This window comes from Actinomadura opuntiae (assembly GCF_030283205.1).
In the GTDB taxonomy this organism is placed as follows: Bacteria; Actinomycetota; Actinomycetes; order Streptosporangiales; family Streptosporangiaceae; genus Spirillospora.
In genome coordinates this window covers 22,046-45,364 of the sequence record NZ_JASNWF010000008.1, presented here as the reverse complement: position 1 = coordinate 45,364, position 23,319 = coordinate 22,046, and the positions used below count along the sequence as shown (strand labels likewise).

General features: G+C 73.3%; 22 protein-coding genes and 1 pseudogene. 16 read left to right on the top strand and 7 right to left on the bottom strand.

Going from position 1 to position 23,319, the window contains the following annotated elements; all coding sequences use genetic code 11:
• Positions 1–93: 93 nt before the first annotated feature.
• On the top strand, positions 94–615 hold the full coding sequence (locus tag QP089_RS18350; protein WP_285912868.1) for a flavin reductase family protein: 522 nt from the start codon (positions 94–96) through the stop codon (positions 613–615).
• A gap of 28 nt (positions 616–643) precedes the next feature.
• Here the strand turns inward: QP089_RS18350 and QP089_RS18345 are convergent, their stop codons facing one another.
• Positions 644–1,291: a PadR family transcriptional regulator gene (locus QP089_RS18345; RefSeq protein WP_285912867.1), complete on the bottom strand. Its 648-nt coding sequence runs from the start codon at positions 1,289–1,291 to the stop codon at positions 644–646.
• Positions 1,292–1,392: 101 nt separating this feature from the next.
• On the opposite strand from QP089_RS18345, the gene QP089_RS18340 reads away from it, so the two are divergent.
• Entirely contained in the window at positions 1,393–2,532 is a 1,140-nt protein-coding gene (locus tag QP089_RS18340) for an LLM class flavin-dependent oxidoreductase (RefSeq protein WP_285912866.1), read from the top strand.
• Positions 2,529–3,263 (top strand): glucose 1-dehydrogenase, encoded by a 735-nt coding sequence (locus tag QP089_RS18335; RefSeq protein WP_285912865.1) that lies wholly within the window; start codon positions 2,529–2,531, stop codon positions 3,261–3,263. The genes QP089_RS18340 and QP089_RS18335 overlap by 4 nt, the downstream gene beginning before the upstream one ends.
• Before the next feature lie 21 nt (positions 3,264–3,284).
• Here the strand turns inward: QP089_RS18335 and QP089_RS18330 are convergent, their stop codons facing one another.
• Positions 3,285–4,181 carry a tyrosine-protein phosphatase gene (locus QP089_RS18330; protein ID WP_285912864.1) on the bottom strand — a complete coding sequence of 299 codons (897 nt, stop codon included), beginning with the start codon at positions 4,179–4,181 and terminating at the stop codon, positions 3,285–3,287.
• A gap of 127 nt (positions 4,182–4,308) precedes the next feature.
• A complete protein-coding gene (locus tag QP089_RS18325; protein ID WP_285912863.1) occupies positions 4,309–5,097 on the bottom strand; it encodes an IclR family transcriptional regulator in 789 nt (262 codons plus the stop codon).
• Between the two features lie 147 nt (positions 5,098–5,244).
• Between QP089_RS18325 and hsaA the strand changes: the two genes are divergently transcribed.
• The 9 genes and pseudogenes from hsaA (at position 5,245) to QP089_RS18280 (ending at position 12,736) form a co-directional block, all read left to right on the top strand.
• Positions 5,245–6,462, top strand: a complete 1,218-nt coding sequence (gene hsaA / locus QP089_RS18320) for a 3-hydroxy-9,10-secoandrosta-1,3,5(10)-triene-9,17-dione monooxygenase oxygenase subunit (protein WP_285912862.1) — start codon at positions 5,245–5,247, stop codon at positions 6,460–6,462.
• A complete protein-coding gene (locus tag QP089_RS18315) occupies positions 6,459–6,938 on the top strand; it encodes a flavin reductase family protein (protein WP_285912861.1) in 480 nt (159 codons plus the stop codon). The genes hsaA and QP089_RS18315 overlap by 4 nt, the downstream gene beginning before the upstream one ends.
• 16 nt (positions 6,939–6,954) lie before the next feature.
• Positions 6,955–8,655: an FAD-dependent oxidoreductase gene (locus QP089_RS18310; RefSeq protein WP_285912860.1), complete on the top strand. Its 1,701-nt coding sequence runs from the start codon at positions 6,955–6,957 to the stop codon at positions 8,653–8,655.
• The gene (locus tag QP089_RS18305; protein WP_285912859.1) at positions 8,652–9,800 is read left to right on the top strand and encodes a 3-ketosteroid-9-alpha-monooxygenase, oxygenase component; all 1,149 of its coding nucleotides are present in this window, start codon (positions 8,652–8,654) and stop codon (positions 9,798–9,800) included. The genes QP089_RS18310 and QP089_RS18305 overlap by 4 nt, the downstream gene beginning before the upstream one ends.
• A gap of 3 nt (positions 9,801–9,803) precedes the next feature.
• Complete coding sequence (locus QP089_RS18300) at positions 9,804–10,034, top strand: ferredoxin (RefSeq protein ID WP_285912858.1); 231 nt, start codon at positions 9,804–9,806, stop codon at positions 10,032–10,034.
• Positions 10,031–10,366: pseudogene (locus QP089_RS18295) on the top strand (SDR family NAD(P)-dependent oxidoreductase); the annotation flags it as partial. The gene QP089_RS18300 and the pseudogene QP089_RS18295, both read left to right, overlap by 4 nt.
• Positions 10,367–10,421: 55 nt before the next feature.
• Entirely contained in the window at positions 10,422–10,589 is a 168-nt protein-coding gene (locus QP089_RS18290) for an SDR family oxidoreductase (RefSeq protein WP_285913250.1), read from the top strand.
• A gap of 116 nt (positions 10,590–10,705) precedes the next feature.
• Positions 10,706–11,818, top strand: coding sequence for an NDMA-dependent alcohol dehydrogenase (locus tag QP089_RS18285; RefSeq protein WP_285913249.1), 1,113 nt, complete (start codon positions 10,706–10,708; stop codon positions 11,816–11,818).
• Positions 11,819–12,061: 243 nt separating this feature from the next.
• Positions 12,062–12,736, top strand: a complete 675-nt coding sequence (locus QP089_RS18280; RefSeq protein ID WP_285912857.1) for an HAD family hydrolase — start codon at positions 12,062–12,064, stop codon at positions 12,734–12,736.
• 11 nt (positions 12,737–12,747) lie between these two features.
• Here the strand turns inward: QP089_RS18280 and dmpG are convergent, their stop codons facing one another.
• Genes dmpG through QP089_RS18265 form a run of 3 tightly spaced genes read right to left on the bottom strand, consistent with a single transcriptional unit; the run spans position 12,748 to position 15,559 of the window.
• The gene (gene dmpG / locus QP089_RS18275; RefSeq protein ID WP_285912856.1) at positions 12,748–13,782 is read right to left on the bottom strand and encodes a 4-hydroxy-2-oxovalerate aldolase; all 1,035 of its coding nucleotides are present in this window, start codon (positions 13,780–13,782) and stop codon (positions 12,748–12,750) included.
• Positions 13,783–13,832: 50 nt separating this feature from the next.
• Positions 13,833–14,780 carry an acetaldehyde dehydrogenase (acetylating) gene (locus tag QP089_RS18270; protein WP_285912855.1) on the bottom strand — a complete coding sequence of 316 codons (948 nt, stop codon included), beginning with the start codon at positions 14,778–14,780 and terminating at the stop codon, positions 13,833–13,835.
• Complete coding sequence (locus tag QP089_RS18265) at positions 14,777–15,559, bottom strand: 2-keto-4-pentenoate hydratase (protein WP_285912854.1); 783 nt, start codon at positions 15,557–15,559, stop codon at positions 14,777–14,779. Before QP089_RS18265 ends, QP089_RS18270 begins: the two co-directional genes overlap by 4 nt.
• Positions 15,560–15,733: 174 nt before the next feature.
• On the opposite strand from QP089_RS18265, the gene QP089_RS18260 reads away from it, so the two are divergent.
• The gene (locus QP089_RS18260; protein ID WP_285912853.1) at positions 15,734–16,474 is read left to right on the top strand and encodes an IclR family transcriptional regulator; all 741 of its coding nucleotides are present in this window, start codon (positions 15,734–15,736) and stop codon (positions 16,472–16,474) included.
• On the opposite strand, the gene QP089_RS18255 is transcribed toward QP089_RS18260, so the two are convergent.
• Positions 16,443–19,244 (bottom strand): FAD-binding and (Fe-S)-binding domain-containing protein, encoded by a 2,802-nt coding sequence (locus QP089_RS18255; protein ID WP_446474068.1) that lies wholly within the window; start codon positions 19,242–19,244, stop codon positions 16,443–16,445. The genes QP089_RS18260 and QP089_RS18255 overlap by 32 nt on opposite strands.
• A gap of 417 nt (positions 19,245–19,661) precedes the next feature.
• Here QP089_RS18255 and QP089_RS18250 point away from each other — a divergent pair, with 417 nt between their 5' ends.
• From QP089_RS18250 to QP089_RS18240, 3 genes are read left to right on the top strand one after another with little or no spacing between them, the layout of a single operon-like run.
• The gene (locus QP089_RS18250; protein ID WP_285912851.1) at positions 19,662–21,191 is read left to right on the top strand and encodes a pyridoxal phosphate-dependent decarboxylase family protein; all 1,530 of its coding nucleotides are present in this window, start codon (positions 19,662–19,664) and stop codon (positions 21,189–21,191) included.
• A gap of 58 nt (positions 21,192–21,249) precedes the next feature.
• On the top strand, positions 21,250–22,806 hold the full coding sequence (locus tag QP089_RS18245; RefSeq protein WP_285912850.1) for a phenylacetate--CoA ligase family protein: 1,557 nt from the start codon (positions 21,250–21,252) through the stop codon (positions 22,804–22,806).
• Positions 22,807–22,839: 33 nt separating this feature from the next.
• Positions 22,840–23,301, top strand: a complete 462-nt coding sequence (locus QP089_RS18240) for a DUF8788 domain-containing protein (RefSeq protein WP_285912849.1) — start codon at positions 22,840–22,842, stop codon at positions 23,299–23,301.
• The last annotated feature ends 18 nt before the right edge of the window (positions 23,302–23,319 follow it).

The window sequence follows — 23,319 nt, the reverse complement described above, 5'->3', positions numbered from 1 at the left end:
GGGAGCCGGGCGCCTTGACATCGAACCACAGCGATGCTTCTAATCGGAATGTTTCTATTAGAAATATATCGATTCGATGCATGGGGAGGGCGCATGGCGGCGCACGCGGCGACGGAGGAGACGGCGGCACCCGGGGGCGCGGTGCCGGTGACGGGCGAGCGGATGCGCCGGGTCCTCGGCGCGTTCTGCACGGGGGTCGTGGTGGTCACGGCCATGGACGGCGACGAGCCGGTCGGCATGGCCTGCCAGTCGTTCTCGTCCCTGTCGCTGGACCCGCCCCTGGTCTGCTTCTGCCCGGGCGCGGCGTCCACCACCTGGCCGCGCGTGCGCGCGGCGCGCCGGTTCGCGGTGAACGTGCTCGCCGCGGACCAGGGCGGGCTGTGCCGGGCGATGGCGGGCCGGGACAAGTTCGCCGGGGTCGCCTGGACGCCCGGTCCCGGCGGCTCGCCGCTGCTGGACGGCGCGCTGGCCTGGATCGAGGCCGACGTCGAGCGGGAGCTGCCGGGCGGCGACCACGCCATCGTGGTCGGGCGGGTGCGGGACCTGGCCGCCGGCCGCGCCGCCCGGCCGCTGCTGTTCTTCCGCGGCGGCTTCGGCCATGCGCTCGCGAGCTGAGCGCGGCGGGCCGGCGGGTCGCCCGGTGCTAGCGCTTCGCGGACCCGGCGGCGAGTTCGTCCAGGTCGGCGAGCATCTGGCGGGTCAGTTCCCGTTCGGCCTCGTAGTAGCGCTGCGACCAGCGCAGCACCAGTTCCGGGTACGCCCACTCGGCGACCTCGGCCGCGCCCCCGGCGTCGGCCGCCGCGCGCCGGCTCATCTTCTCGGCGTAGTCGCCGTGCTGCTCCAGGATCTCGCGCAGCCGGGCCGGCTCCATCAGGTGGCCGAGCCAGGTGCGCAGCATCACGCCGTGCTTGAGGACGGGCGGCTCGACCGGCGCCTCGCGCGCCCAGCGCGACACCGCGGCCATGCCCTCCTCGGTGATGGCGTAGACGCGCTTGCCCCGGGTGCTCTCGGTCAGCTCGACGCGGGACGTGGCGAACCCGAGCCTCTCCAGCCGCTTCAGCTCGCCGTAGATCTGGCTGTAGGACGGGCTCCAGTAGAAGAACTTCAGGCTCCAGTCGGCCCACTTCTTCAGGTCGTAGCCCGACAGCTCCTGGCCGAAGGACAGCAGCCCGAGCACGGCCCAGCTGGTCGGCGGGAGGTTCGGCGACTCGCCGGCCGCCCCGTCCTTCGCCGTGCGGTCCTTTGCCGTGCCGCCCCTCGCCGCGCCGCCGTTCGGTGCCGTGTCGCTCACCCGCCCAGCGTAGCGGCCGGCCCATGCCGGACGGTCATGTGGCGGCCCAGCAATATATCTGTTAGGAATATTCCGACTCGTAATACTGGAGGTGCACCCCGATGCAGTTCTCGATGATCTTCGAGGCCCAGCTGGCGAACCCGACCCCCGAGCGCGAGCGGCGGCTCCTGCTCGACAGCGTCGACCAGGCCGTCTACGGCGAGGAGATGGGCTTCGACCGCGTGTGGGCGGTGGAGCACCACGGGCTGGAGCGCTACGCCCACATGAGCGCGTCCGAGGTCTTCCTCAGCTGGGTCGCCGCGCGGACGTCCCGGATCCGCATCGGGCACGGCGTGATCTGCATGCCGTTCAACTACAACCACCCCGTCCGGGTGGCCGAGCGGGTCGGCATGCTGGACGCGCTGTCGGGCGGGCGGCTCGACGTCGGCGGCGGCCGCGGCTCCACCCGGATGGAGATGGGGATGTACGGCGTCGAGCCGTCCGCGACCTACCCGCAGATGGAGGAGTCGCTGCGCTTCCTCGCCAACGCCTGGCGCAAGGACGAGGTCGACTGGCACACCGACCTGCTGGACGTCGGCCCGGCGAAGATCCTGCCGCGTCCCGTGCAGACCCCGCACCCGCCGCTGTACATGGCCTGCTCCAAGCGCGATACGGTCAAGCTCGCCGCCGCGCTCGGCGTCGGCGCGCTGGTGATGGGCTTCGCCGGGCCCGAGGAGGTCAAGGAGATGTACGACCTCTACTGGGACATCGTCCGCACCCGCACGCCGGAGCGGCTCGTCACCACCGACACCACCGACAGGTTCGTGGCGCTGTGCCCGACGATCGTGCTGGACGACGGCGACCGCGCCCTGCGCATCGGCGCGCGCGGCCAGCGGTTCTTCGCCGAGTCCATCGCGCACTGGTACGGCCACGGCCCCGCCCCCGCCGAGGACACCGAGGACGACGACAACATCGCCGCGCTCGCCCGCGACAAGGAGGCGCTGGTCGCCAAGCTCAACGAGGCCAACATTCCGGCCCGCCCGCAGGACACCGGCACCTTCAACGCCGAGCACGCCTACGGCACCGCCGACTACGCGATCGAGTACGTCCAGCGGCTCGCCGACATCGGCGTGGACGAGATCATGTGCCTGATCCAGATGGGCACCGTCCCGCAGGAGGTGTGCATGGAGACGATCCGCCAGTGGGGCGAGACGGTCATCCCGCACTTCCGCGCCGCCGAGCGGGCCGGTTCCGGGGCATGAGGCTCGACGGGAAGGTCGCGATCGTCACCGGTGCCGCGCGCGGGCAGGGCGAGGCCGAGGCGCGGATGCTCGCCGCGGCCGGCGCCCGCGTGGTGCTCACCGACGTGCTGGCGGACGAGGGCGCGGCGGTGGCGGCGTCCATCGGGGACGCCGCCCGGTTCGTCCCTCACGACGTGGCGTCGGCCGACGACTGGGCACGGGTGACCGCAGTCGCCGGCGAGGAGTTCGGCGGCGTGGACGTGCTGGTCAACAACGCCGCGATCTGGCGCACCGCCCCGGTCGCCGACGAGACCCGCGAGAACTTCGAGGACATCCTGCGCATCAACCTGATCGGGCCGTTCCTCGGGATCCGGGCGGTGGTGCCCGCGATGCGCGCGCGGGGCGGCGGGTCGATCGTGAACATCTCCTCCACGGCGGGCCTGCGTGGCATCCGCGGCCACTCCGCCTACGGGGCGAGCAAGTTCGGGCTGCGCGGCCTGACGCTCTCCGCCGCGCTCGACCTCGGCGCCGACGGGATCCGGGTCAACTCCGTCCACCCCGGCGTGATCGACACCCCGATGATCGCGAGCATCGGCGTCGAGCGCGGCGCGGGCAAGGCGCCGCGCGTCCCCCTCGGCCGTGCCGGCATCCCCGAGGACGTCGCGGGCCTCGTCCTGTTCCTCGCCTCGGACGCCTCCGCCTACATCACCGGCGCCGAACTAGCCGTGGACGGCGGCCTCAGCACCGGCTGACCCCGCCGTCCCTCAACGCGGCTAGCGGACGAGCAGGTCGTGGCGCAGCCGGGCCTGGGTGCGGGCGTCGACGCCGAGGCCGACGCGCAGGTAGCGGTCGAGCGTGCCGTAGGAGCGGCGCACCTGGTCGAGCGCCGCGTCCAGGTAGTCGGGGCGCACCTCCTGGATCGGGACGAGCAGCTCGGGATCCTGCATGTACCCGGCCGCCTTCAGCTGCGCGCGGGTGGCCGCGTCGGCGTCCTGCCGGTACTGGTTCGACAGCAGGTAGTCGTACCGGGCGGTGCTGTCCGGGACGCCGAGCGCGTGCAGGAGCAGGTAGCTCATCCATCCGGTCCGGTCTTTGCCGCTCGTGCAGTGGAAGACCAGCGGCGTGCTCGACCGGTCGGCGAGGTCGCGCAGCGTCCGGCCGAACGCCGCGCGGGAACCGGCGTCGCTGACGAACGTCCGGTACAGCGCGCGCATGATCTCCGCGCCGCGCACGCCGCCGAGCACGGCCTCCTGCTTCGCGGGATCCTTCGACCCGATCGCGGCGTTCACGGCCGCGTACATGCCGGCGTCGGAGATCGGGCGCGCGGTCACGGCCAGGCCGGGCGGGAGCCGGTCCGCGCCGTCGCCCGCGACCTCGCCGGGCGTGCGGAAGTCCACGACCGCGCGGACGCCGAGCCGGGCGAGCGCGCCGAGGTCGGCGTCCGTCGTGCGGTTCAGCGCGTCGGTCCGGAAGACGCGGCCGGGCCGGACGCGCGCGTGCGAGACCGTCCGGTATCCGCCGAGGTCGCGGAAGTTGACGGTGCCCTGCAGTGCGTCCTGCGCCTGCGCGACCGCCGCCGGGACGGGCGCCGCCGCGACCGCGACGGGGGAGGCGAGCAGGCCGCCGGCCGCGAGGAGCGCGGCGACGCCCGCGCCACGAATCGAAGGCATGGGGGTCCTCCTGGAAGAGGGGGTGAGAGGTGGCCCACACCGTAGGAACCCCCGCCGCGCGCGCCTCGCCGCTTTCCCGATGAGCGGGAGACCGCCTCCGGTCAGCGCCTCCGGTCAGCGCCTCCGGTCAGCGCGGCCGCGGGTGCGGGCCCGCGGTGAACAGGGCCCGCCACACGTCGCGGGCCGTGGTGAGCAGCGGCGGGACGATCCGGCGCGCGTCCATCCGGGCCGGCGGCCCGCAGACGGAGATCGCCGCGACGGCGCGCCCGGCGGCGTCGCGCAGCGGCGCGGCGACGCAGGACACGCCTCGGTGCCCCTCCTCGCGGTCGAACGCGACGCCGTGGTCACGGATGTAGGCCAGCTCGCGGCGGAACGCGGCCGGGTCGGTGATGGTGAACGTGGTGCGGGCGGGCAGCCCGGCGGCGAGCGTCTCGGCCAGCTCGTCCTCGCCGGCGAACGCCAGCAGGGCCTTGCCCGCGCCGGTGCAGTAGGCGGGCTGCCGGCCGCCGAGCCGGGACGGCACGCGCTCCTGCGGCCCGTCGCCGATCTTCTCCAGGTAGACGATCTCGGGGCCGTCCAGCACGGCCAGGTGCACCAGCGCGCCGGTCGCCTCGTGCAGCCGGCGCAGGTGGGGCAGGGCCGTCTCGCGCAGCCGGTTCTGGTGCACCGCGAGCGCGCCGAGCTCGAGCAGGCCGAGGCCGAGCCGGTAGCGCGGTCCGGTGCGCTCCAGCGCGCGCAGCTGGACGAGCTGGTCGAGGATGCGGTGCACCGACGACCGGGGCAGCCCGGTGCGCCGGACCACCTCGCTCATCGACAGCTCGGGGCTCGTGCTCGTGAAGGAGTACAGGATGCGCGCCGCACGGGCCAGCATCGAGGACTCCAGGGGCGGCTCGGTCGCCGCGGCGGGTGCCGGCATGGGCTGGTTCCTCCCGCTTGTCTCCCGCTCAGCGGGACGTCGTTATTTCTAATTGGAACACCAGGCTTACCGTGCACGCAACTCCCGGGTGAGCCGGATCACCCGGCACGGCGTCCGGGGGGACGAGTGCGTGAGCAAGGAGCAGGCATGAGCGAAGCGAACCGGGGGGTGCGGGGGGTCGTCCCCCCGCAGGGCGCCCGCATGAGCGAGCAGGTTCTGGAGGCGGTGCGCGACCTCGTGCCCGCGATCGCGGAACGGGCCGGCGAGGCCGAGGAGGCGCGCCGGGTCCCGGAGTCCACGATCAAGGAGCTGGCCGGGACGGGGTTCTTCCGGCTGCTGCAGCCGAAGGCGTTCGGCGGCCACGAGGCCGACCCGGCGACCTTCTACACGGCCGTCCGGGAGATCTCCGCGGCGTGCGGGTCCACCGGCTGGGTCGCCTCGGTCGTCGGCGTGCACCCCTGGCAGCTCGCGCTGTTCCCGGCCCGCGCGCAGGAGGACGTGTGGGGCGCCGACCCGAACACGCGGATCTCCTCGTCCTACGCGCCGACCGGGAAGATCACGCCGGTGGACGGCGGGTTCCGAGTGAGCGGGCGGTGGAGCTTCTCCTCCGGCTGCGACCACGCCGACTGGGTGTTCCTCGGCGGGCTCGTCCCCGGACCCGACGGCGACCCCGTCGACATGCGCACGTTCCTGCTGCCCCGCGCCGACTACCGGATCGACGACGTGTGGCACACGATCGGGCTGCGCGGCACCGGCAGCAACGACATCGTGGTCGAGGACGCCTTCGTCCCCGAGTACCGGACGCTGAGCTTCGCCGACACCTCCGCATGCGCCTGCCCCGGCCACGAGGTCAACAAGGCGCCGCTGTACAAGCTGCCGTTCGCCGCGGTGTTCTCCACGACGATCAGCATGCCGATCGCGGGCATCGCGCAGGGCGCGCTGGACGCCTACCTGAAGGCGACCCGCGAGCGCATCCGCGTCTCCTACGGCCAGAAGGTGGCCGAGGACCCGCACGCGCAGGTCCGCATCGCCACCGCCGCCGGTGAGATCGACGCCGCGTGGACGCTGATGGAGCGCAACATCCGGGAGCTGATGGCGGCGGCCGAGGCGGGGGAGGAGTTCCCGCTGAAGCTGCGGCTGCGCACCCGCCGCGACCAGGTCATGGGGACCGCCCGCGCGATCCGGGCCGTCGACCTGCTGTTCGAGAACGCGGGCGGCCACGCGCTCAAGGAGGGCCATCCGGTGCAGCGCGGCTGGCGGGACGCGCACGCCGGGCGCGTCCACGCCGTCAACGACCCGGAGCGGGCGCTGACCCTGTACGGGATGGGCGCGCTCGGCCTCGAAGTGACGGACACGATGATATGAGCGGTTCCGCGGAGTTCCGGGACGTGCTCGGCCGGTTCGCGTCCGGCGTCACCGTCGTCACTTCGGTGGACGGCGACGGGCGGCCGGCGGGCCTGGCCTGCCAGTCGTTCGCGTCGCTGTCGCTGGACCCGCCACTGGTGATGTTCTGCGTGGCCCGCACGTCCACGAGCTGGCCGCGGATCGCCGCGACCGGCCGCTTCGCCGTCAACGTCCTCGCCGAGGACCAGCGCGGGGTGTGCCGGGCGTTCGCGGTGAGCGGCGCCGACAAGTTCGCCGGCGTCGGCTGGACGGCCTCGCCGCACGGCACCGCGCACCTTGACGGGGCGCTCGCCGCGATCGACTGTGCGATCGAGGACGTCCACGAGGCCGGCGACCACCTGATCGTGGTGGGCGCCGTCCGCGGGCTGCACGACCGGCGCGACCACGGGCCGCTGCTGTACTTCCGCGGCGACTACGCCGCCGGCGCCTTCCACTAGCCGGAGAAGGGACCTCATGCAGGCAGAACACGAGTACGACGTCGTGGTGGTCGGCTCCGGCGCGGGCGGCCTCACCGCGGCGGTCACCGCCCGCGCGCACGGCCTCACCGCCCTGGTGGTGGAGAAGACCGGCCGGTACGGCGGATCGACGGCCCTGTCCGGCGGCGCCGTCTGGATCCCGAACAACCTCTACCTGGAGGAGGCCGGGCAGCGCGACACCCTGGCGAACGCCCGTGCCTACCTGGACGCGACGGTCGGCGACCGCGTGCCGGACGAGCGCAAGCACGCCTACCTGACGCGCGGCCCCGAGATGCTGCGCTTCCTCCATGACCGGACCCGCTGGGTGCGGTTCGCGTACACGCCGGGCTACTCCGACTACTACCCGGAGGCGCCCGGCGGGAAGCCGGAGGGCCGGTCGGTCGAGCCGTGCATCGTGGACGGCCGCAAGCTCGGCCCCGAGTTCGCGAGGATGCGCCGCGCCGGCCTGCCCACCTACGGGCTGACGATGACCTCCGCCGACTTCGGCAAGCTCAACATGGTCACGCGGACGTGGAAGGGCAAGCGGACGGCGGTGCGCGTCGGCGTCCGCGCGGTCGGCGCGCTGCTGACCGGCCGGAGGCTGCTGTCGCTCGGCGAGGCGCTGATCGCCCGGCTGCGGCTCGCCCTCGCCGAGGCGGGCGGCGAGCTGTGGCTGTCCAGCCCGTTCCAGGACCTGGTCGTCGAGGACGGCCGGGTCGCCGGAGTCACGGTCCGGCGCGGCGGACGGGACGTGACGGTCCGCGCGCGGCGCGGCGTCGTCCTCGCGGCGGGCGGGTTCTCCCACGACCAGGCGCTGCGCGAGCAGTACCTCCCGGCCCCGACCAGCACCGAGTGGACGCACGCCGCCGAAGGGCAGACCGGCGACACGCTCCGCGCCGGGCAGCGGCTCGGCGCCGCCGTCGACCTGATGGACAAGGTGTGGGGCGCGCCGTCGGTCCCGACGCCGGAAGGCCGGCTGTTCTTCCTGGTCGCCGACCGCGCCATCCCGTCCATGGTGATCGTGGACGGCAACGGGGAGCGGTACGCGCGCGAGTCGCTGCCGTACCACGAGTTCGTCGACCGGATGTACGAGCGCGGGATGCCCGCGATGGGCTCCTGGATGATCATCGATGCGCGCGCCAAGGCCCGCTACGTGTTCGTCGGGCTGTTCCCCGGCCAGCCGTTCCCGAAGAAGTGGCGGGAGAGCGGCTTCCTCAAGACCGGGGACACGCCTGCCGAGCTGGCCGCCCAGATCGGCGTCCCGCCCGGCCGGCTCGAAGCGACGTTCGAGCGGTTCAACGAGTTCGCGCGCGCCGGCAAGGACGCCGACTTCGGGCGCGGCGACAGCGCCTACGACAACTACTACGGCGACCCGACACTGCCGAACCCGAACCTCGCGCCGCTGGAGAAGGGCCCGTTCTACGCGGTCCCGGTCGTCCCCGGCGACATCGGCACCAAGGGCGGGCTCGTCACCGACGCCGACGCCCGGGTGCTGCGCGCGGACGGGTCCGCGATCGAGGGCCTGTACGCCACCGGGAACTGCTCGTCGGCGGTGACCGGCGAGACCTATCCGGGACCCGGCGCCACCATCGGCCCCGCCATGACCTTCGGCTACGCGGCCGCCGCCCACATCGCCCAGCAAGCAGCCACCGTCGAGGCCGCCGGCGACGAGCCGGCCACGCAAGGAGGCACATCATGAACCACCGCGTCATCGAGGCCGCGCCCCCGCCCGAGCGGTTCGCCCGGGGCTGGCACTGCCTCGGCCTGGCCGACGCGTTCCGCGACGGCAAGCCGCACGCCGTCGAGGCGTTCGGCACCAAGCTCGTGGTGTTCCAGGGCGAGAACGGCAAGCTGAACGTCCTCAACGGCTACTGCCCCCACATGGGCGGCGACCTGACCCAGGGCACCGTCAAGGGCGACGCCATCGCCTGCCCGTTCCACGACTGGCGCTGGGGCGGCGACGGCAAGTGCGCGGGCATCCCCTACGCCAAACGGACGCCGCGCGGCGCCCGCACCCGCGCCTGGCCGGTGCTGGAGGAGAACAAGCAGCTGTTCGTCTGGAACGACCCGCAGGGCAACCCGCCGCCGCCCGAGGTGACGATCCCGCGCATCGAGGGCGCGTTCAGCGACGAGTGGAGCGCCTGGACCTGGAACACGCTGCGGGTCGACGGCTCGCACTGCCGCGAGATCGTCGACAACGTCGTGGACATGGCGCACTTCTTCTACATCCACTACGCGCTGCCGACCTACTTCAAGAACGTCTTCGAGGGCCACGTCGCCGCCCAGTACTTCGACGGGACGTCCCGCGACGACGCCTACCTCGGGTTCGTCCCGGGTCCGCCGCAGAAGATCGACCAGAAGTCCGAGGCCGCCTACTACGGCCCCTCGTACATGATCGACTACCTCTGGAACGAGGCGGAGGACATGACGGTCGAGACCGTCCTGATCAACTGCCACTACCCGATCAGCCCGACCTCCTTCATGCTCCAGTGGGGCGTGATCGTCAAGAAGTTCCCCGGCATGTCCGCCGAGGACGCCGACGCGACGGCCGCGCAGGTCGCCGAGGGCGTCGGCCTCGGCTTCCTGCAGGACGTCGAGATCTGGAAGAACAAGACCGCGATCGACAACCCGCTCCTGTGCGACCAGGACGGCCCCGTCTACCAGCTGCGCCGCTGGTACCGGCAGTTCTACGTGGACGTCGAGGACGTCACGCCGGAGATGACCGACCGGTTCGAGTTCGAGATCGACACCTCCCGCGCCGTGCGGACCTGGCGCACGGAGGTCGCCGAGAACGTGGCCAACGGCGTGTCGTTCTCCGCGATCCCCGAGTCGATGCGGGGCTAGCGGATGCAGCCCGTCGACTGCCGGGCGTGCGGGGCGCGCGTCCTGGTCGAGAAGAACAGCCCGCCGCACACCAGCGTGCAGTGGACCGCCGAGGCCGGCGCCGCCTGTGGGGAGATCGCCCCGCGGGTGGCGGCGGGCGAGCCCGGCGCCCGCATCCGGCACTGCGGCGCGCTGCGCGCGTCCATCGAGTGGGCGGTCGCGGAGGGCCTGGTGCGGATCGAGAACCCGGAATGAGGACGAGGATGGCACGGCTCGACGGCAAGGTCGCCCTGATCACCGGCGGCGCGCGCGGCATCGGCGAGGCGCACGTGCGCCGGTTCGCCGCCGAGGGCGCGCGGGTGGTGTTCGGCGACCTGCTGGAGGAGCGGGGCGAGGCCGTCGCGGCGGCCACCGGCGCGGTGTTCGTCCCGATGGACGTCACGCGCGAGGAGGACTGGCGGCGCGCGGTCGCGACCGCCGTCGACCGGTTCGGGAAGCTGAACGTGCTGGTCAACAACGCCGGCATCCTGCGGCACCGGCTCCTGACCGACATGACGCGCGAGCAGTTGCAGCAGGTCCTGGACGTGAACCTGGTCGGCCCGTGGCTCGGGATGCGGGCGGTGGCCGAGCCGATGAAGGCGCGTGGAGGTCGACGCCGACGCGTTCTTCAAGGCGCTGCCGATCCCGCGCTGGGGCGAGCCGGACGACGTCGCCGGCGCCGCCGTCTACCTGGCGTCCGACGAGTCCGCGTACTGCACCGGCACCGAGATCCTCGTGGACGGGGGCCTGCTCAGCGGGCCCGGCTACTGACCCGGGCCGGGCGGGGCGCCGCTCGCCCGTCCCGCCCGGTCCGCGCCCTATGCCGGGACAGGTGCGCGGGGTTACGTTGTGAGGTACCTCACCCACGGACCCCGGAGGTCAGGCGCGTGAAGACCAGGGCAGCAGTACTCGCGGGACCCGGCAAGCCGTTCGAGATCACCGAGCTCGACCTGGACGGCCCGAAGGACGGCGAGGTCCTCATCCGCTACGTGGCGGCCGGCCTGTGCCACTCGGACCTGCACCTCACCGACGGGGACCTGGTGCCGCGGTTCCCGATCGTCGGCGGGCACGAGGGCGCCGGCGTCATCGAGGAGGTCGGCGCCGGCGTCACCAAGGTCGCGCCGGGCGACCACGTCGTGTGCAGCTTCATCCCCAACTGCGGGACGTGCCGCTACTGCTCGACCGGGCGGCAGAGCATCTGCGACATGGGCGCCACCATCCTGAACGGCGACATGCCCGACGGGACGTTCCGCTTCCACGGCGGCGGCGAGGACTTCGGCGCCATGTGCATGATCGGCACGTTCAGCCAGTACGCCACGATCTCCCAGCACTCGGTGGTGAAGGTCGACGAGTGGCTGCCGCTGGAGACGGCGGTGCTGGTCGGCTGCGGCGTCCCGACCGGCTGGGGGAGCGCGGTGTACGCGGGCGGCGTCCGGGCCGGCGACACCGTCGCGGTGTACGGCATCGGCGGAATCGGCATCAACGCCGTCCAGGGCGCCCGGCACGCGGGCGCGGCCAACATCGTGGCGGTCGACCCGGTCGCGTTCAAGCGCGAGAAGGCCCTCGAACTCGGCGCCACGCACGCGTTCGGCGACGCCGACGAGGCGTTCGCCAAGGTGATGGAGCTGACCTGGGGGCAGGGCGCCGACCAGGCGCTGGTGACCGTCGGCGTGGTGGACGAGGACGTCGTGACCGCCGCGTTCAACGTGACCGGCAAGGGCGGCACCCTGGTGGTCACCGGGCTCGCGCATCCGGAGAAGCTCACGATCCACGTGTCCGGCGCCGTCCTCACCCTCTTCGAGAAGACGATCAAGGGGTCGCTGTTCGGGTCGGCGAACCCGCAGTACGACATCCCGCGCCTGCTGCGCCTGTACGACCAGGGCAAGCTCGACCTGGACGCGCTGGTCACCCGGCGGTACACGCTCGACCAGGTCAACGAGGGCTACCAGGACCTGCGCGACGGCAGGAACCTGCGCGGCGTGATCGTGCACGAGCACTGACCCGCCGTCCCCGCTGGCACGGAACCGCCCCGCGGCCCTCGGGCCGCGGGGCGGTTCCGCGTAGCCCGCCGGACTTCTTGTTGGCGGACCGCCAATAGCTATTGTCGTAGCGCCAAGAAGCGCCTAGAGTTCCGTTGTCCGGTCGGTCCCGTTCCCGACCGCAGACCCCGGTGCCGGCCGCACGCGCGCCCGAAGGTGCGGCCGGCGCCGGTTTCCCCGCCCGCCCGCGGGTACGGCCCCGGCATGATCGATGCGGTGCTCTTCGACGTCGACGGGACCCTGGTCGACACCAACTACCTGCACGCCGCGACGTGGTGGCAGGCGTTCCTGCAGTACGGCCACACCGTCCCGATGGCGACCATCCACCGGGCGATCGGGATGGGCTCGGACAAGCTGCTCGACCACCTGCTCCCCGGCGACCGGGACCGCGACGACGACGACGCCGTCCGGTCGGCGCACTCCGCCCTCTACGCGCAGTACTGGACGCGGCTCAAACCGTTCGACGGCGCCGCCGACCTGCTGCGCGCATGCCACCGGCGGGGGAGCCGGGTCGTGCTGGCCAGCTCCGCAGCCGAGCCCGAGTTGAAGGCGCTGCGCGCCGCGCTCGACGCCGACGACGCGATCGACGAGGCCACGTCGTCCTCGGAGGTGGGGGCGAGCAAGCCGGCCCCGGACCTGGTCGAACTGGCGATGGAGCGCGCCGGGGTCCCCGCGTCGCGCTCGGTGTTCGTCGGCGACACCCGCTGGGACGTCGAGGCCGCCGCGCGGGCCGGGATGCCGTGCGTGGGCGTCCTCACCGGCGGGTGGAGCCGGGACGAGCTGGCGGAGGCGGGCGCGGCGGCCGTCTACGACGACCTCCGCGCCCTCCTCGCCGACCTGGACGCGGGCCCGCTCGCCGGATCGGGCTCCCGGACCTGAGCGGGCCGTGGTCAGGAGGCGCGCTCGCGCTCCGCGGCGAGCTGCAGCGCCACGTCGATGATCATGTCCTCCTGGCCGCCGACGTAGCCGGCCTCGCCGACCTTCTGCAGGATCTCGTGCGCCGGCACGCCGTACCGCTCGGCCGCCCGCTCGGCGTGCAGCAGGAAGCTGGAGTACACGCCCGCGTACCCCTGCGTGATCGCGCCCCGGTCGGCGAACGGCAGCCGGTGCAGGAACGGCTTCACCACGTCGTCCGCGGCGGCCATCGCGCCCTGCACGTCCACGCCGGTCGGGATGCCGAGCCGCTCGAACGTCGCGACCAGCACCTCGGTCGGCGAGTTGCCCGCGCCCGCGCCGAGCGCGCACAGCGCCCCGTCGATCTGCCGGGCGCCGTTCTGCTGCGCCAGCACCGAGTTGGCGACGCCGAGCGAGAGGTTCTGGTGGCCGTGGAAGCCGACCTGCGCCTCGTGCCCGATCTCCTTGACCAGCGCGCTGATCCGCTCCTGCGCCTCGCCGAGCACCAGCGCGCCCGCCGAGTCGACGACGTACACGCACTGCGCGCCGCCGTCCACCATGATCCGCGCCTGCTTCGCCAGCTCCTCCGGGCCGACCCGGTGCGACAGCATCAGGAACCCGACGGTCTCCATGCCGAGCTCGCGGGCCGCGGCGAAGTGCTGCAGCGACACGTCCGCCTCGGTGCAGTGCGTCGCGACCCGGGCCACCGACGCGCCCGCGTCGTGCGCCATCTTCAGGTCCTTCACCGTGCCGAGGCCGGGCAGCAGCAGCACCGCGATCTTGGCCTGCGTCGCCTCGTCCACGGCCGCGGCGACGAGCTTGACGTCGTCCTCCAGCGAGAAGCCGTAGTTGAAGGACGAGCCGCCGAGGCCGTCGCCGTGCGTCACCTCGATGACCTCGACGCCCGCGCCGTCCAGCGCGTGCACCACGCCGCGGACCTGCTCCTCGGTGAAGCGGTGCGCCATCGCGTGGCTGCCGTCCCGCAGCGTCGAGTCGGTGATGCGGATCTTCTCCGCCGTCTGCTCGGTCATACCTGCTCCCTGCGGGGGGACGACCCCCCGCACCCCCCGGTTCGCTTCGCTCATGAGAAGACCTTCCTGCGCGCGAGCTGCTCGCCCACCCGGGCGGCGGCCGCGGTCATGATGTCGAGGTTGCCGGCCCACGGCGGCAGGTAGTCGCCGTTCCCGCGGACCTCGAGGAACACCGCCACGCGGGCCATCCCGTTCCAGATGTCGCGGGGCCCGTCGAACTGCGGCTCGGCGCGCAGCGTGTAGCCCGGCACGTACGTGGCGACCTCGCCGACCATCTTCTCGATCGACGCGGCGATCGCCTTGGTGTCGGCGTCGGACGGGATCGCGCAGTACACCGTGTCCCGCATGATCATCGGCGGTTCGACCGGGTTCAGGATGATGATCGCCTTGCCCCGGGCCGCGCCGCCGACCTGCTCGATCGCGCGCGCCGTGGTCTCGGTGAACTCGTCGATGTTCGCGCGGGTGCCGGGCCCGGCCGAGCGCGAGGAGATCGACGCGACGATCTCCGCGTACGGCACCGGGACGACCGAGGACACCGCGTGCACGATCGGGATCGTCGCCTGCCCGCCGCAGGTGATCATGTTGAGGTTCGGCGCGTCCGACAGCGTGTCCAGGTTCACCGGCGGGCAGACCAGCGGCCCGGTGGCGGCGGGCGTCAGGTCGATCGCGGTGATCCCGGCCTCCTCGTAGCGCGGGGCGTTGGCCAGGTGCGCCTTCGCCGACGTCGCCTCGAACACCAGGTCGGGCAGCGCCGGCTGGTCCAGCAGCCAGTCCACGCCCTCCGCCGACGCCGGCACGCCCATCTCGCGGGCGCGGGCCAGGCCGTCGGACTCGGGGACCACCCCGACCATCGAGTGCACGTCGATCAGCTCGCTGCGCTTCAGCTTGACCAGCAGGTCGGTGCCGATGTTGCCGGGCCCGACGATGGCGGCCGTCAGTCTGCCGGTGCCTTCTCGAGGGGGGACGGCCCCCCGCGCGCCCCGGGTCGCTTCGCTCATCTGAGGGCCTCCTTTCCGAACCGGGCGGTCACGGAACCGATCCCGGCGAACGTTGCCGTGAGTGTCTCTCCGGTCGCGACCGGGACGGCCGCGGTGATCGAGCCGGGCAGCACCACGTGCCCGGCCTCCAGCGCGATGCCGCGCTCGCCCAGCACGTTGGCCAGCCACACCAGCGCGTTGATCGGCGAGCCCAGCACCGCGCCGCCCGCGCCGGTGTCGATCAGGTTCCCGTCGCGGTGCAGCAGGCAGCCCATGAGCGCGAGGTCGAGGTCGTCCAGCCGGACCGGCCGGGTGCCGAGCACCAGGCCGCCGCTGGAGGCGTTGTCGGCGACCGTGTCCGGCAGGGTGATCTTCCAGTCCGCGATCCGCGAGTCGATGACCTCCAGCGCGGGCAGCACGTACTCCACCGCGGCGACCGCGTCGGCGGCCGTCGCGCCCGGCCCGGACAGCGGCCGCCCGAGCACGAACGCGACCTCCGGCTCCACCCGCGGCTGCAGGAACCGGCCCGCGTCGATCGGGGCGCTCTCCGGCAGGAACATCGAGTCGAGCAGGATGCCGAAGTCCGGCTGGTCCACGCCCATCTGGCGCTGCATCGCGGCCGACGTCAGGCCCACCTTGTGGCCCTTGATCCGGGCGCCCGCGGCGGTCCACGCGTCCGACTGGACGCGCTGGATCGCGTACGCGTCGTCCACCGTCATGTCCGGGTGCGACGCGGTCAGGGGCGCGATCGGGACGCCGGAGGCGTACGCGTCGAGCAGGGCTCTCGCGGCCTTCTCCACCCAGTCCGGCGCAGCCGGGCCGGGTGGCGCGGGGGGTCGTCCCCCCTCGGGGGAAGCTGAGCCCGGGTCCATGGCCGTTCCTTTCGTCGTCTCTGCGCCGAGCCTTCCGCGCCGGAGGCCCTCCCGGCAACGCGGCCGTCCCGCGTGGTGGGACACGTCTTCTACAGTGAGGCCATGCCGTCCGACGACACCTTCCTGCGCCGCGCCGTCGCGGTGCTGACCGCCTTCCGGGCGGACGACGACGGCCTGGGCGCGGCGGAGCTGGCGCGGCGCAGCGGACTGCCGCGCTCGACGGCGCACCGGATCGCGCTCGACCTGGTCGGGGCGGGCCTGCTGGAGCGGCAGGGGACGCGGGTGCGGCTCGGCCTCAAGCTGTTCGAGATCGGCCAGCGGGTGCCGCGGCAGCGCGTCCTGCGGGACGCCGCCGTGCCGTACATGTCCGACCTGCGGGAGGCGACGCGGCAGACCGTCCACCTCGCGGTCCTGGAGGGCGCCGAGGTCGTCTACGTGGAGATCCTCGGCGCCTCCGACGCGCCGAGGATGCCGTCGCAGGTCGGCGGGCGGCTGCCCGCGCACGCCACCGGCGTCGGCAAGGCGATCCTGGCGTTCTCACCGCCCGAGGTCGTCCAGCGGGTGCTGGACGCCGGGCTGGTCAAGGTCGGCGAGCGCACCGTCGTCGCGCCCGGCCTGTTCACCCGCGAGCTGGCGAGGATCCGCGAGGAGGGCGTCGCCTACGACCGCGAGGAGTCGGGCAACGGCATCCTCTGCGCGGCCAGCCCCGTACTCGGCCCGGACGGCGAGGCGATCGGCGCGCTGTCGGTGTCGGGCTGGTCGAACCGGATGCGCCTGGCCGCCGTCGCCCCGGCCGTCCACACCGCCGCGCTCACCCTGTCCCGGACGCTCGCGCACCGCTGACCTCGCCGGGCAGGTGGCGGGCGAGGAGCTGGGCCAGGTGCTCGCCGGGACGGCCGGCGAGGTCTTCGAGCTGGGTGCGGCAGCTGAAGCCGTCGGCCAGGACGACGCCGTCCTCGGCGGTGTCGCGGACGGCGGGGAGGAGCGCGTGTTCGGCGATCGCGACGGACACGTCGTGGTGCCCCTTCTCGACGCCGAAGTTGCCGGCGAGACCGCAGCAGCCGCCGAGCCTGCCGACCTCGGCGCCCGCGTCCCTGAGCAGGGCGGCGTCCTTGTTCCAGCCCATGACGGCGTGGTGGTGGCAGTGCGGTTGCGCGACGCCGGTGACGCCGGTGAGGTCGGGCGGCGTCCAGCCGGGCGTCTCGGCGAGCAGCTCGGCGAGGGTGCGGGTCGCGGCGGCGACCTCGCGGGCGGCGGCCGCGTCGGCGCCGCGCAGCAGCTCCTCGGCGTCGGAGCGGAGCACGCCGGTGCAGGACGGCTCCATGCCGACGACCCTGGCTCCGCGCCGCACATGCGGCAGGAGCGCCTGGACGGTGCGCCGGAGCTGCGCGCGGGCGCCGTCGAGCTGGCCCGTGGAGAACCAGGTGATGCCGCAGCACACCGGCCGTTCGGTGACGGCCACGCGGTAGCCGGCGTGTTCGAGGACCTTGACGGTGGCGTCGGCGACGTCGGGGGAGAACGCGTCGGTAAAGGTGTCGACGAACAGGACGACGTCGCCGTTGCGGCCGGCGGGGCTGCGGTGGGCGGCGAACCGGCGGCGGAAGGTCACCGGCGCGAACGCGGGCAGTGAACGGCGGCGGTCGATCCCGGCGCCCCAGGCGACCAGCGGGCGCATCGCTTGCGACCGCATCGCGGCGTTCATCAGCTTCACGGCGGCCGGCGCCTTCGCGGCCAGGCGCGTCCAGCGGGGGAGCCATCCCAGCGCGTAGTGGGCGCGGGGACGGAGCCTGCGCCGGTAGCGCTGGTGGAGGGCTTCGGCCTTGTAGGACGCCATGTCGATCCCGGTGGGGCAGTCGGACGCGCACCCCTTGCAGGACAGGCAGAGGTCGAGCACGTCATGGACGGCCTGCGTCCTCCAGCCGTCGGGGCCGAGGTGGCCGGAGACGACGTCCTGCAGGACGCGGGCCCGGCCGCGCGTGGTGTCCTTCTCCTCGCGGGTGGCCAGGTAGGACGGGCACATCACCCCGCCGGTCCCGGTGTTGTCGGCGCGGCACTTGCCGACGCCGGTGCAGCGGTGCACGGCCCGCGACAGGTCGCCGCCGTTGTGGCGGTACGCCAGGCCCAGCGTCGGCAGTTGCGCGCGGGTGACCGGCGGGATGCCCGCCATCCGCACGTCGGCGTCCACCGGGGCGGGCCGGACGATGATCCCGGGGTTCAGCAGGCCGTCGGGATCGAACAGGTCCTTCACCCGCGCGCACAGGTCGAGCGCCTCGGGGGAGTACATGTGCGGTAGCAGCTCGCCGCGTGCCCGCCCGTCGCCGTGCTCGCCGGACATCGTGCCGCCGTGCCGGGCCGCGAGCGCCGCCGCGTCGTTCAGGAAGTCGCGGAAGACGCGCGTGCCGCCGGGACGGTCGAACGGGAAGTCGATGCGGACGTGCACGCACCCGTCGCCGAAGTGCCCGTACGGGACGCCGAACAGGCCGCGGTCGTCCAGCAGCGCCTCGAACTCGCGCAGGTAGGCGCCGAGCCGCTCGGGCGGGACGGCCGCGTCCTCCCAGCCGGCGTGCGCCTGCCGGCCGTCCGGGGTCCGCGCCACCAGGCCCGAGCCGTCCTCCCGGATCCGCCACAGCGCGTCGGCCAGCGCCATGTCCTCGACCAGCATCGAGCCCGCGCTCGCGGAGTCGGCGACGACGCGGCGCGCGGCCGCCCGCAGCGCGCCGATCTCCGGGCCGGCCAGCTCCACCAGCAGCCAGCCCGACCCGTCGGGCAGCGGCGGCACGGCGTCCGGTCCGCGGCGCTCCCGCACGACGTCCGTGATCCGGGAGTCGAGCCCCTCGCAGGCGACCGGGCCGTGCGGCAGGATCGCCGGGACGGCGTCCGCCGCCTCCGCCATCGAGCCGTACCCGAGCACGACCAGCAGCCGGCACGCGGGTTCGCGGACCATCCGCAGCCGCGCCGCCAGCGTCACCGCCAGGGTCCCCTCGCTGCCGACCAGCGCCCGCGCGACGTCGAAGCCCTTCTCCGGCAGCAGATGCTCCAGGGAGTAGGCCGACACCTGCCGGCCGAACCGCCCGAACTCGGTCCGGATCAGCGCGAGATGCCCGGCCACCAGCTCCCGCAACCGCTCCAGCAGCGGATCGCCGGACGCTCCCGGGACGTCGCCGAGCCGAAGCCGCTCCCCGGACCCGGCCACGGCGTCGAGGCCGAGCACGTTGTCGGACGTGCGCCCGTAGCCGAGCGCCCGCGACCCGCACGCGTTGTTGCCGATCATCCCGCCGAGGGTGGCGCGCGTCCGGGTGGACGGGTCGGGCCCGAACCGCAGCCCGTGCGCACCGGCGACCTGGTGCAGCCGCGCCTGGACGATGCCGGGCTCGACCAGCGCGGTGCCCGCCTCCGGGTCGATCTCCAGGACGCGGTTCAGATGCCGGCTCGCGTCCACGACGACGCCGGGCCCGACCGCGTTGCCCGCGATGGACGTCCCCGCGCCGCGCATCGTCAGCGGCACCCCGTGCTCCCGGCAGACGGCCAGCACCGCGGGCAGCTCCCCGGTCTCCCGGGGCGTCACCACCACCTGGGGGGCGACGCGGTACAGCGAGGCGTCCGAGGAGTACATCGACCGGGCCAGCGCCGAGTCGTCGACGCCGCCGACGCCCGCGCGCCGCAGCGCCTCCACGAGACCGCCGTGATCGCTCACATCCGCCCCTTCGCCCCTCGACCGCCGCCCGCGGCGGCGCCTTGCGGACGACGGTAGTACCGCGCCGTCCCCGCCCCGGCGATTGGGCACCCGGCGGGTCGCATCGGGGGGTTCGCAACGGGCACCGGGCGCGACTCGGCGCGGCCGCTTTCGGGGAATGGCCGTTCAAATACGACAAAGCAGTCATTCGGCCCCCGATCGCGGTGTCGTCCCCCAAAGACTGCGGTGTCCCGACGGTTAGCACTACATGCCCTTGTTGCCCACGTTGAATTCTGCCTACACTCGCCCGTGTCAGGTGAGTTTCTGAAGTGGTCAGATAAATGGAGGAGTGACAACGTGGCAGACGTGTCGGAAGAATGCCCGCCGTCCTTGTCGCACTGGACGGAGTCGAAGGAGTCGCTGTTCGCCGCATTCGATCCGGCCCTCTTCCGAAGGAATTCCGAGGCGGTCGCCGCCCGGCTGGAATCGCATCTGGCCGACCTGTCGGTCCGCGGCCTGGAGCTGTCGGACCCCGGCACGCTGTCGCGGGCCGCGCGGGCGCTGATGACCACCGAGCGCGAGAGCATCGCCGCCTTCGACGACAAGCGGCTCGCCGCGATCGTCGACCTCTACCTGCGCACCGGGATCCAGGTGCACTCGCCCGGCTACATGGGCCGGCAGTTCTCCGGCACCGTCCCGCTCGCCGGGGTGATCGACTTCGTCGGCTCGGTCGTCAACCAGCCGTCGTCCTACTACGAGGCCGGCCAGCTGCCGATCACGGCCGAGCGGATCATGGCCGAGGAGCTCAACCGCTTCATCGGCTGGGAGCCGGGCCGGTTCGCGATGGTCACCACGTCCGGCGGCTCGCTGGCCAACCTCACCGCGCTGCTGGCCGCCCGCAACCGCGCCTGCCCCGGCATCTGGGCGCGCGGCGAGCACCGCGGCCGCGGCCGCCCGGCGATCGCGGTCGGCGAGGACGTGCACTACAGCGTGACCCGCGCGGCCGGCATCCTCGGCATCGGCGAGTCCCGGATCGTCCGGCTCCCGCTGGACCGGCGCGGCCGGATCGCCGCCCGCCGGGTGCCCGCCGTGCTCGCCGCCGCCGAGCGCCGCGGCCTGGAGGTGTTCTGCCTGGTGGCCTCGGCCGGCACCACCGCGCTCGGCGCCTTCGACCCGCTCGACGAGCTGGCCGCCATCGCCGCCGCGCACGGCATCTGGCTGCACGTGGACGGCGCGCACGGCGCGAGCCTGCTGGTCTCCGACGCGCTGCGGCACCGGCTGCGCGGCATCGAGAAGGCCGACTCGCTGACCTGGGACGCGCACAAGCTGATGTTCGTCCCGGCGCCCTGCACGATGCTGTTCTACCGCGACGCGCAGGACGCTCCCGGCGCCTTCCAGCGCCGCGTAGCCAGCTACGTCTTCGACGAGGAGCCGGACGCGCACTGCGAGTTCGACAACGGCGACAAGAACGTCGAATGCACGAAACGCCCGATGATCATGCCGTTGTGGACGCTCTGGGCGATGTACGGGCGCGCGCTGTTCGCCGAGAAGATCGAGCATTTGTGCCGGACGACGAACGAGGCCTATCGCGCCCTTCTCGATGAACCCGATTTCGAGACCCTGCACCAGCCGGAAGCGAACATTCTCTGTTTCCGCTACCGCCCGCAGGGAATCGACGAGGACCGCGTCCACCGCCTGCAACTGCGGATCAGGAAACAGGTCAGGCTGGCGGGCCGGTTCTTCATTTCCAAGGTGAACGTGCGGGGCGTCGCCGCCCTGCGCGTCGTCCTGATGAACCACCAGGTGAGCGCCGAGCACTTCCGGATGCTCCTCGCCGAGATCAGGGCCACCGGCGAGCGCCTGCTCCGCGACGACGACCTCGCCTGACCGTCCCGCCCCCCGCAGAAGCCCCGCATCACCGAACCCCGACGAAAAGGAGAGCCATATGACCTCGATGATCCTCGCCCCACCCGGGCGACCCCCCGGAGACGGCGCGGAACTGGCCGCGCGGCTGATCCCCGAGGAGGAGATGCGGCCCTGGTCGGTGGACGACGTCCCCGCGCTGCCGTCGTTCGCGAGCAAGCTGCGCGAGTGCGAGCGGATCTGCGGCGTCCCCTACAGCGAGACCCCGCACGAGATCCAGGACGCCCTGGTGCTCCGCCGCCTCGGCCAGATGATCAACACGGCGCTGCTCAACCCGCTGTGGCGCGAGCGGCTCGCCGCCTCCGGAATCACCGGCCCGCCCGCCACCTACGAGGAGTGGGAGCGGGTGCCGCTGTCGGACAAGACCGTCCAGCGCGACATGTTCATGGGCGCCCGCCCCGGCATGGTCGTCCCGCTCGGGCACGGCGGGTTCGAGGTCGTGGCCAGCGGCGGCACCAGCGACGGGCTGCCGCTGGAGATCGTCTACTCGCTGCGCGAGCTGCGCGACACCTACCGGATCGCGGGCGCCTTCATGGGCACCTACCAGCTCCGCGACCACCTGGCCGGCGGCGACCCCAAGTGGCTGTTCACCAACCTCGCCGACTACCAGATGTGGAGCAGCGGGACGATGGTCGGCGGCGTCCTGCAGCAGGTCCCCGGCGTCAACTACATCGGCGCCGGCCCGGTCACCGCGCCGGTGCTGGAGCACATGTTCTCCTACCCCGGCCCCAAGGCGATGATGGGGATCTCGGCGGGCATCGCGATCCTCGGCGACCTCGGCGCCGGGCTGAGCCGCGAGGCGCGGGAGAGCTTCCGCGTCGCCCTGTACGGCAGCGGCGTGCTGCCGCACCGCAAGCGCGCCGAGCTGCGCGCGGTCTTCCCCAACGTCGCCATCCTCAGCTACTTCGCCGCCACCCAGGCCGAGACGATCGGCCTCCAGCTCGACGACGACTCGCCCTGGCTGGCCGCCGTGCCGGGCCTGCACCTGGTCGAGATCGTCGACGAGAACGGCCGCGCCGTCGCCGAGGGCGAGGAGGGCGAGTTGGTCGTCACCCGCCTGCACGCGCACGAGGCGCCGCTGCCGCGGCTCAAGCTCGGCGACCGGATGGTCCGCCGCCCCGCCCTCGACGGGCCCGGCCTGAAGACCGGCCGGTTCGAGTTCGCCGGCCGCACCGGCGACGTCCTGCACATCAACGACAGCCAGTACTCGGCGGCGCTCGCCTACGCCGCCGTCCGGGAGGACCTGCGCAAGGCCACCGGCGTCGACCTGGACGAGGCCGCTCACGACCTCCAGTTCGTCAACCACCGCGAATGCCGGTCCATCACGCTGCTCGCCGCGGTCGACGACCCCGACGGCCTCGCGCACGCGGTGTCCGCCGCGCTCGGCCCCTCCGGCGTGCAGCGGGTGTTCGCCGGCGCGCTGCCCCGCTCCCTGTCGCTGTTCAACGACCGGGAGGCCACCCAGGCGGCGGTCGAGCGCACCGGCTACCGCTTCCACCTCGCTTTCGTGCCCCGGTCGTCCCCCGAGATCGAGCGGACGGCCGTCGGCAAGGTCCCCCTGGTCCGCGACCGGGGGTGACGTGCGGCAAGCAGCCCAGAGCAAGGAGAGCCAGTGAATCCCCACGTCAACATCGTCGTCCTGGTGGACGCCGTCGGAGCCCTGTCCGACCAGACCCTGCACAACGGCAACCTCTCCCTGGTGGACGACGGGTCCTTCGGCAGCCGGGGGCAGGGCACGACCGAGCTGTGCACCGTCGTGATGCCGGGACAGGTCGTCCAGTGGACCGCGATCGCGATCGACGTCCAGACGACCGCCGAGATCTCCGCGATCACCTTCCTGCCGCCCGGCGGGACCGGCGCGACCGGCGGGGTCGGCGGGGCCGGCGCGGAACGGGCGCCGGCCTGGGAGGCGCAGGACGGCGGCCACGAGAACCTCGACCTCAAGGTGTGGGAGGGGATCGTCCCCGCCCACCTCGTGCGCGGCGTGCCCTACCGGTACCGGCTGGAGGTGCAGATGCACGAGGGCCGCGACAGCGTCCTGCACATCGACACGCCCGCGCTGATGTGCGCGTGATCCGACCCGCGACCCGGA

Bases quoted from the DNA above. Each gene is read 5' to 3' on its own strand.
- QP089_RS18300 (WP_285912858.1), top strand. From the start codon at position 9,804: ATGCAGCCCGTCGACTGCCGGGCGTGCGGGGCGCGCGTCCTGGTCGAG.
- QP089_RS18255 (WP_446474068.1), bottom strand. From the start codon at position 19,244: ATGTACTCCTCGGACGCCTCGCTGTACCGCGTCGCCCCCCAGGTGGTG.
- QP089_RS18270 (WP_285912855.1), bottom strand. From the start codon at position 14,780: ATGAGCGAAGCGACCCGGGGCGCGCGGGGGGCCGTCCCCCCTCGAGAA.
- dmpG (WP_285912856.1), bottom strand. From the start codon at position 13,782: ATGACCGAGCAGACGGCGGAGAAGATCCGCATCACCGACTCGACGCTG.
- QP089_RS18340 (WP_285912866.1), top strand. From the start codon at position 1,393: ATGCAGTTCTCGATGATCTTCGAGGCCCAGCTGGCGAACCCGACCCCC.
- QP089_RS18335 (WP_285912865.1), top strand. From the start codon at position 2,529: ATGAGGCTCGACGGGAAGGTCGCGATCGTCACCGGTGCCGCGCGCGGG.
- QP089_RS18325 (WP_285912863.1), bottom strand. From the start codon at position 5,097: ATGCCGGCACCCGCCGCGGCGACCGAGCCGCCCCTGGAGTCCTCGATG.
- QP089_RS18305 (WP_285912859.1), top strand. From the start codon at position 8,652: ATGAACCACCGCGTCATCGAGGCCGCGCCCCCGCCCGAGCGGTTCGCC.
- QP089_RS18350 (WP_285912868.1), top strand. From the start codon at position 94: ATGGCGGCGCACGCGGCGACGGAGGAGACGGCGGCACCCGGGGGCGCG.
- QP089_RS18260 (WP_285912853.1), top strand. From the start codon at position 15,734: ATGCCGTCCGACGACACCTTCCTGCGCCGCGCCGTCGCGGTGCTGACC.
- QP089_RS18280 (WP_285912857.1), top strand. From the start codon at position 12,062: ATGATCGATGCGGTGCTCTTCGACGTCGACGGGACCCTGGTCGACACC.
- hsaA (WP_285912862.1), top strand. From the start codon at position 5,245: ATGAGCGAAGCGAACCGGGGGGTGCGGGGGGTCGTCCCCCCGCAGGGC.
- QP089_RS18315 (WP_285912861.1), top strand. From the start codon at position 6,459: ATGAGCGGTTCCGCGGAGTTCCGGGACGTGCTCGGCCGGTTCGCGTCC.
- QP089_RS18330 (WP_285912864.1), bottom strand. From the start codon at position 4,181: ATGCCTTCGATTCGTGGCGCGGGCGTCGCCGCGCTCCTCGCGGCCGGC.
- QP089_RS18245 (WP_285912850.1), top strand. From the start codon at position 21,250: ATGACCTCGATGATCCTCGCCCCACCCGGGCGACCCCCCGGAGACGGC.
- QP089_RS18310 (WP_285912860.1), top strand. From the start codon at position 6,955: ATGCAGGCAGAACACGAGTACGACGTCGTGGTGGTCGGCTCCGGCGCG.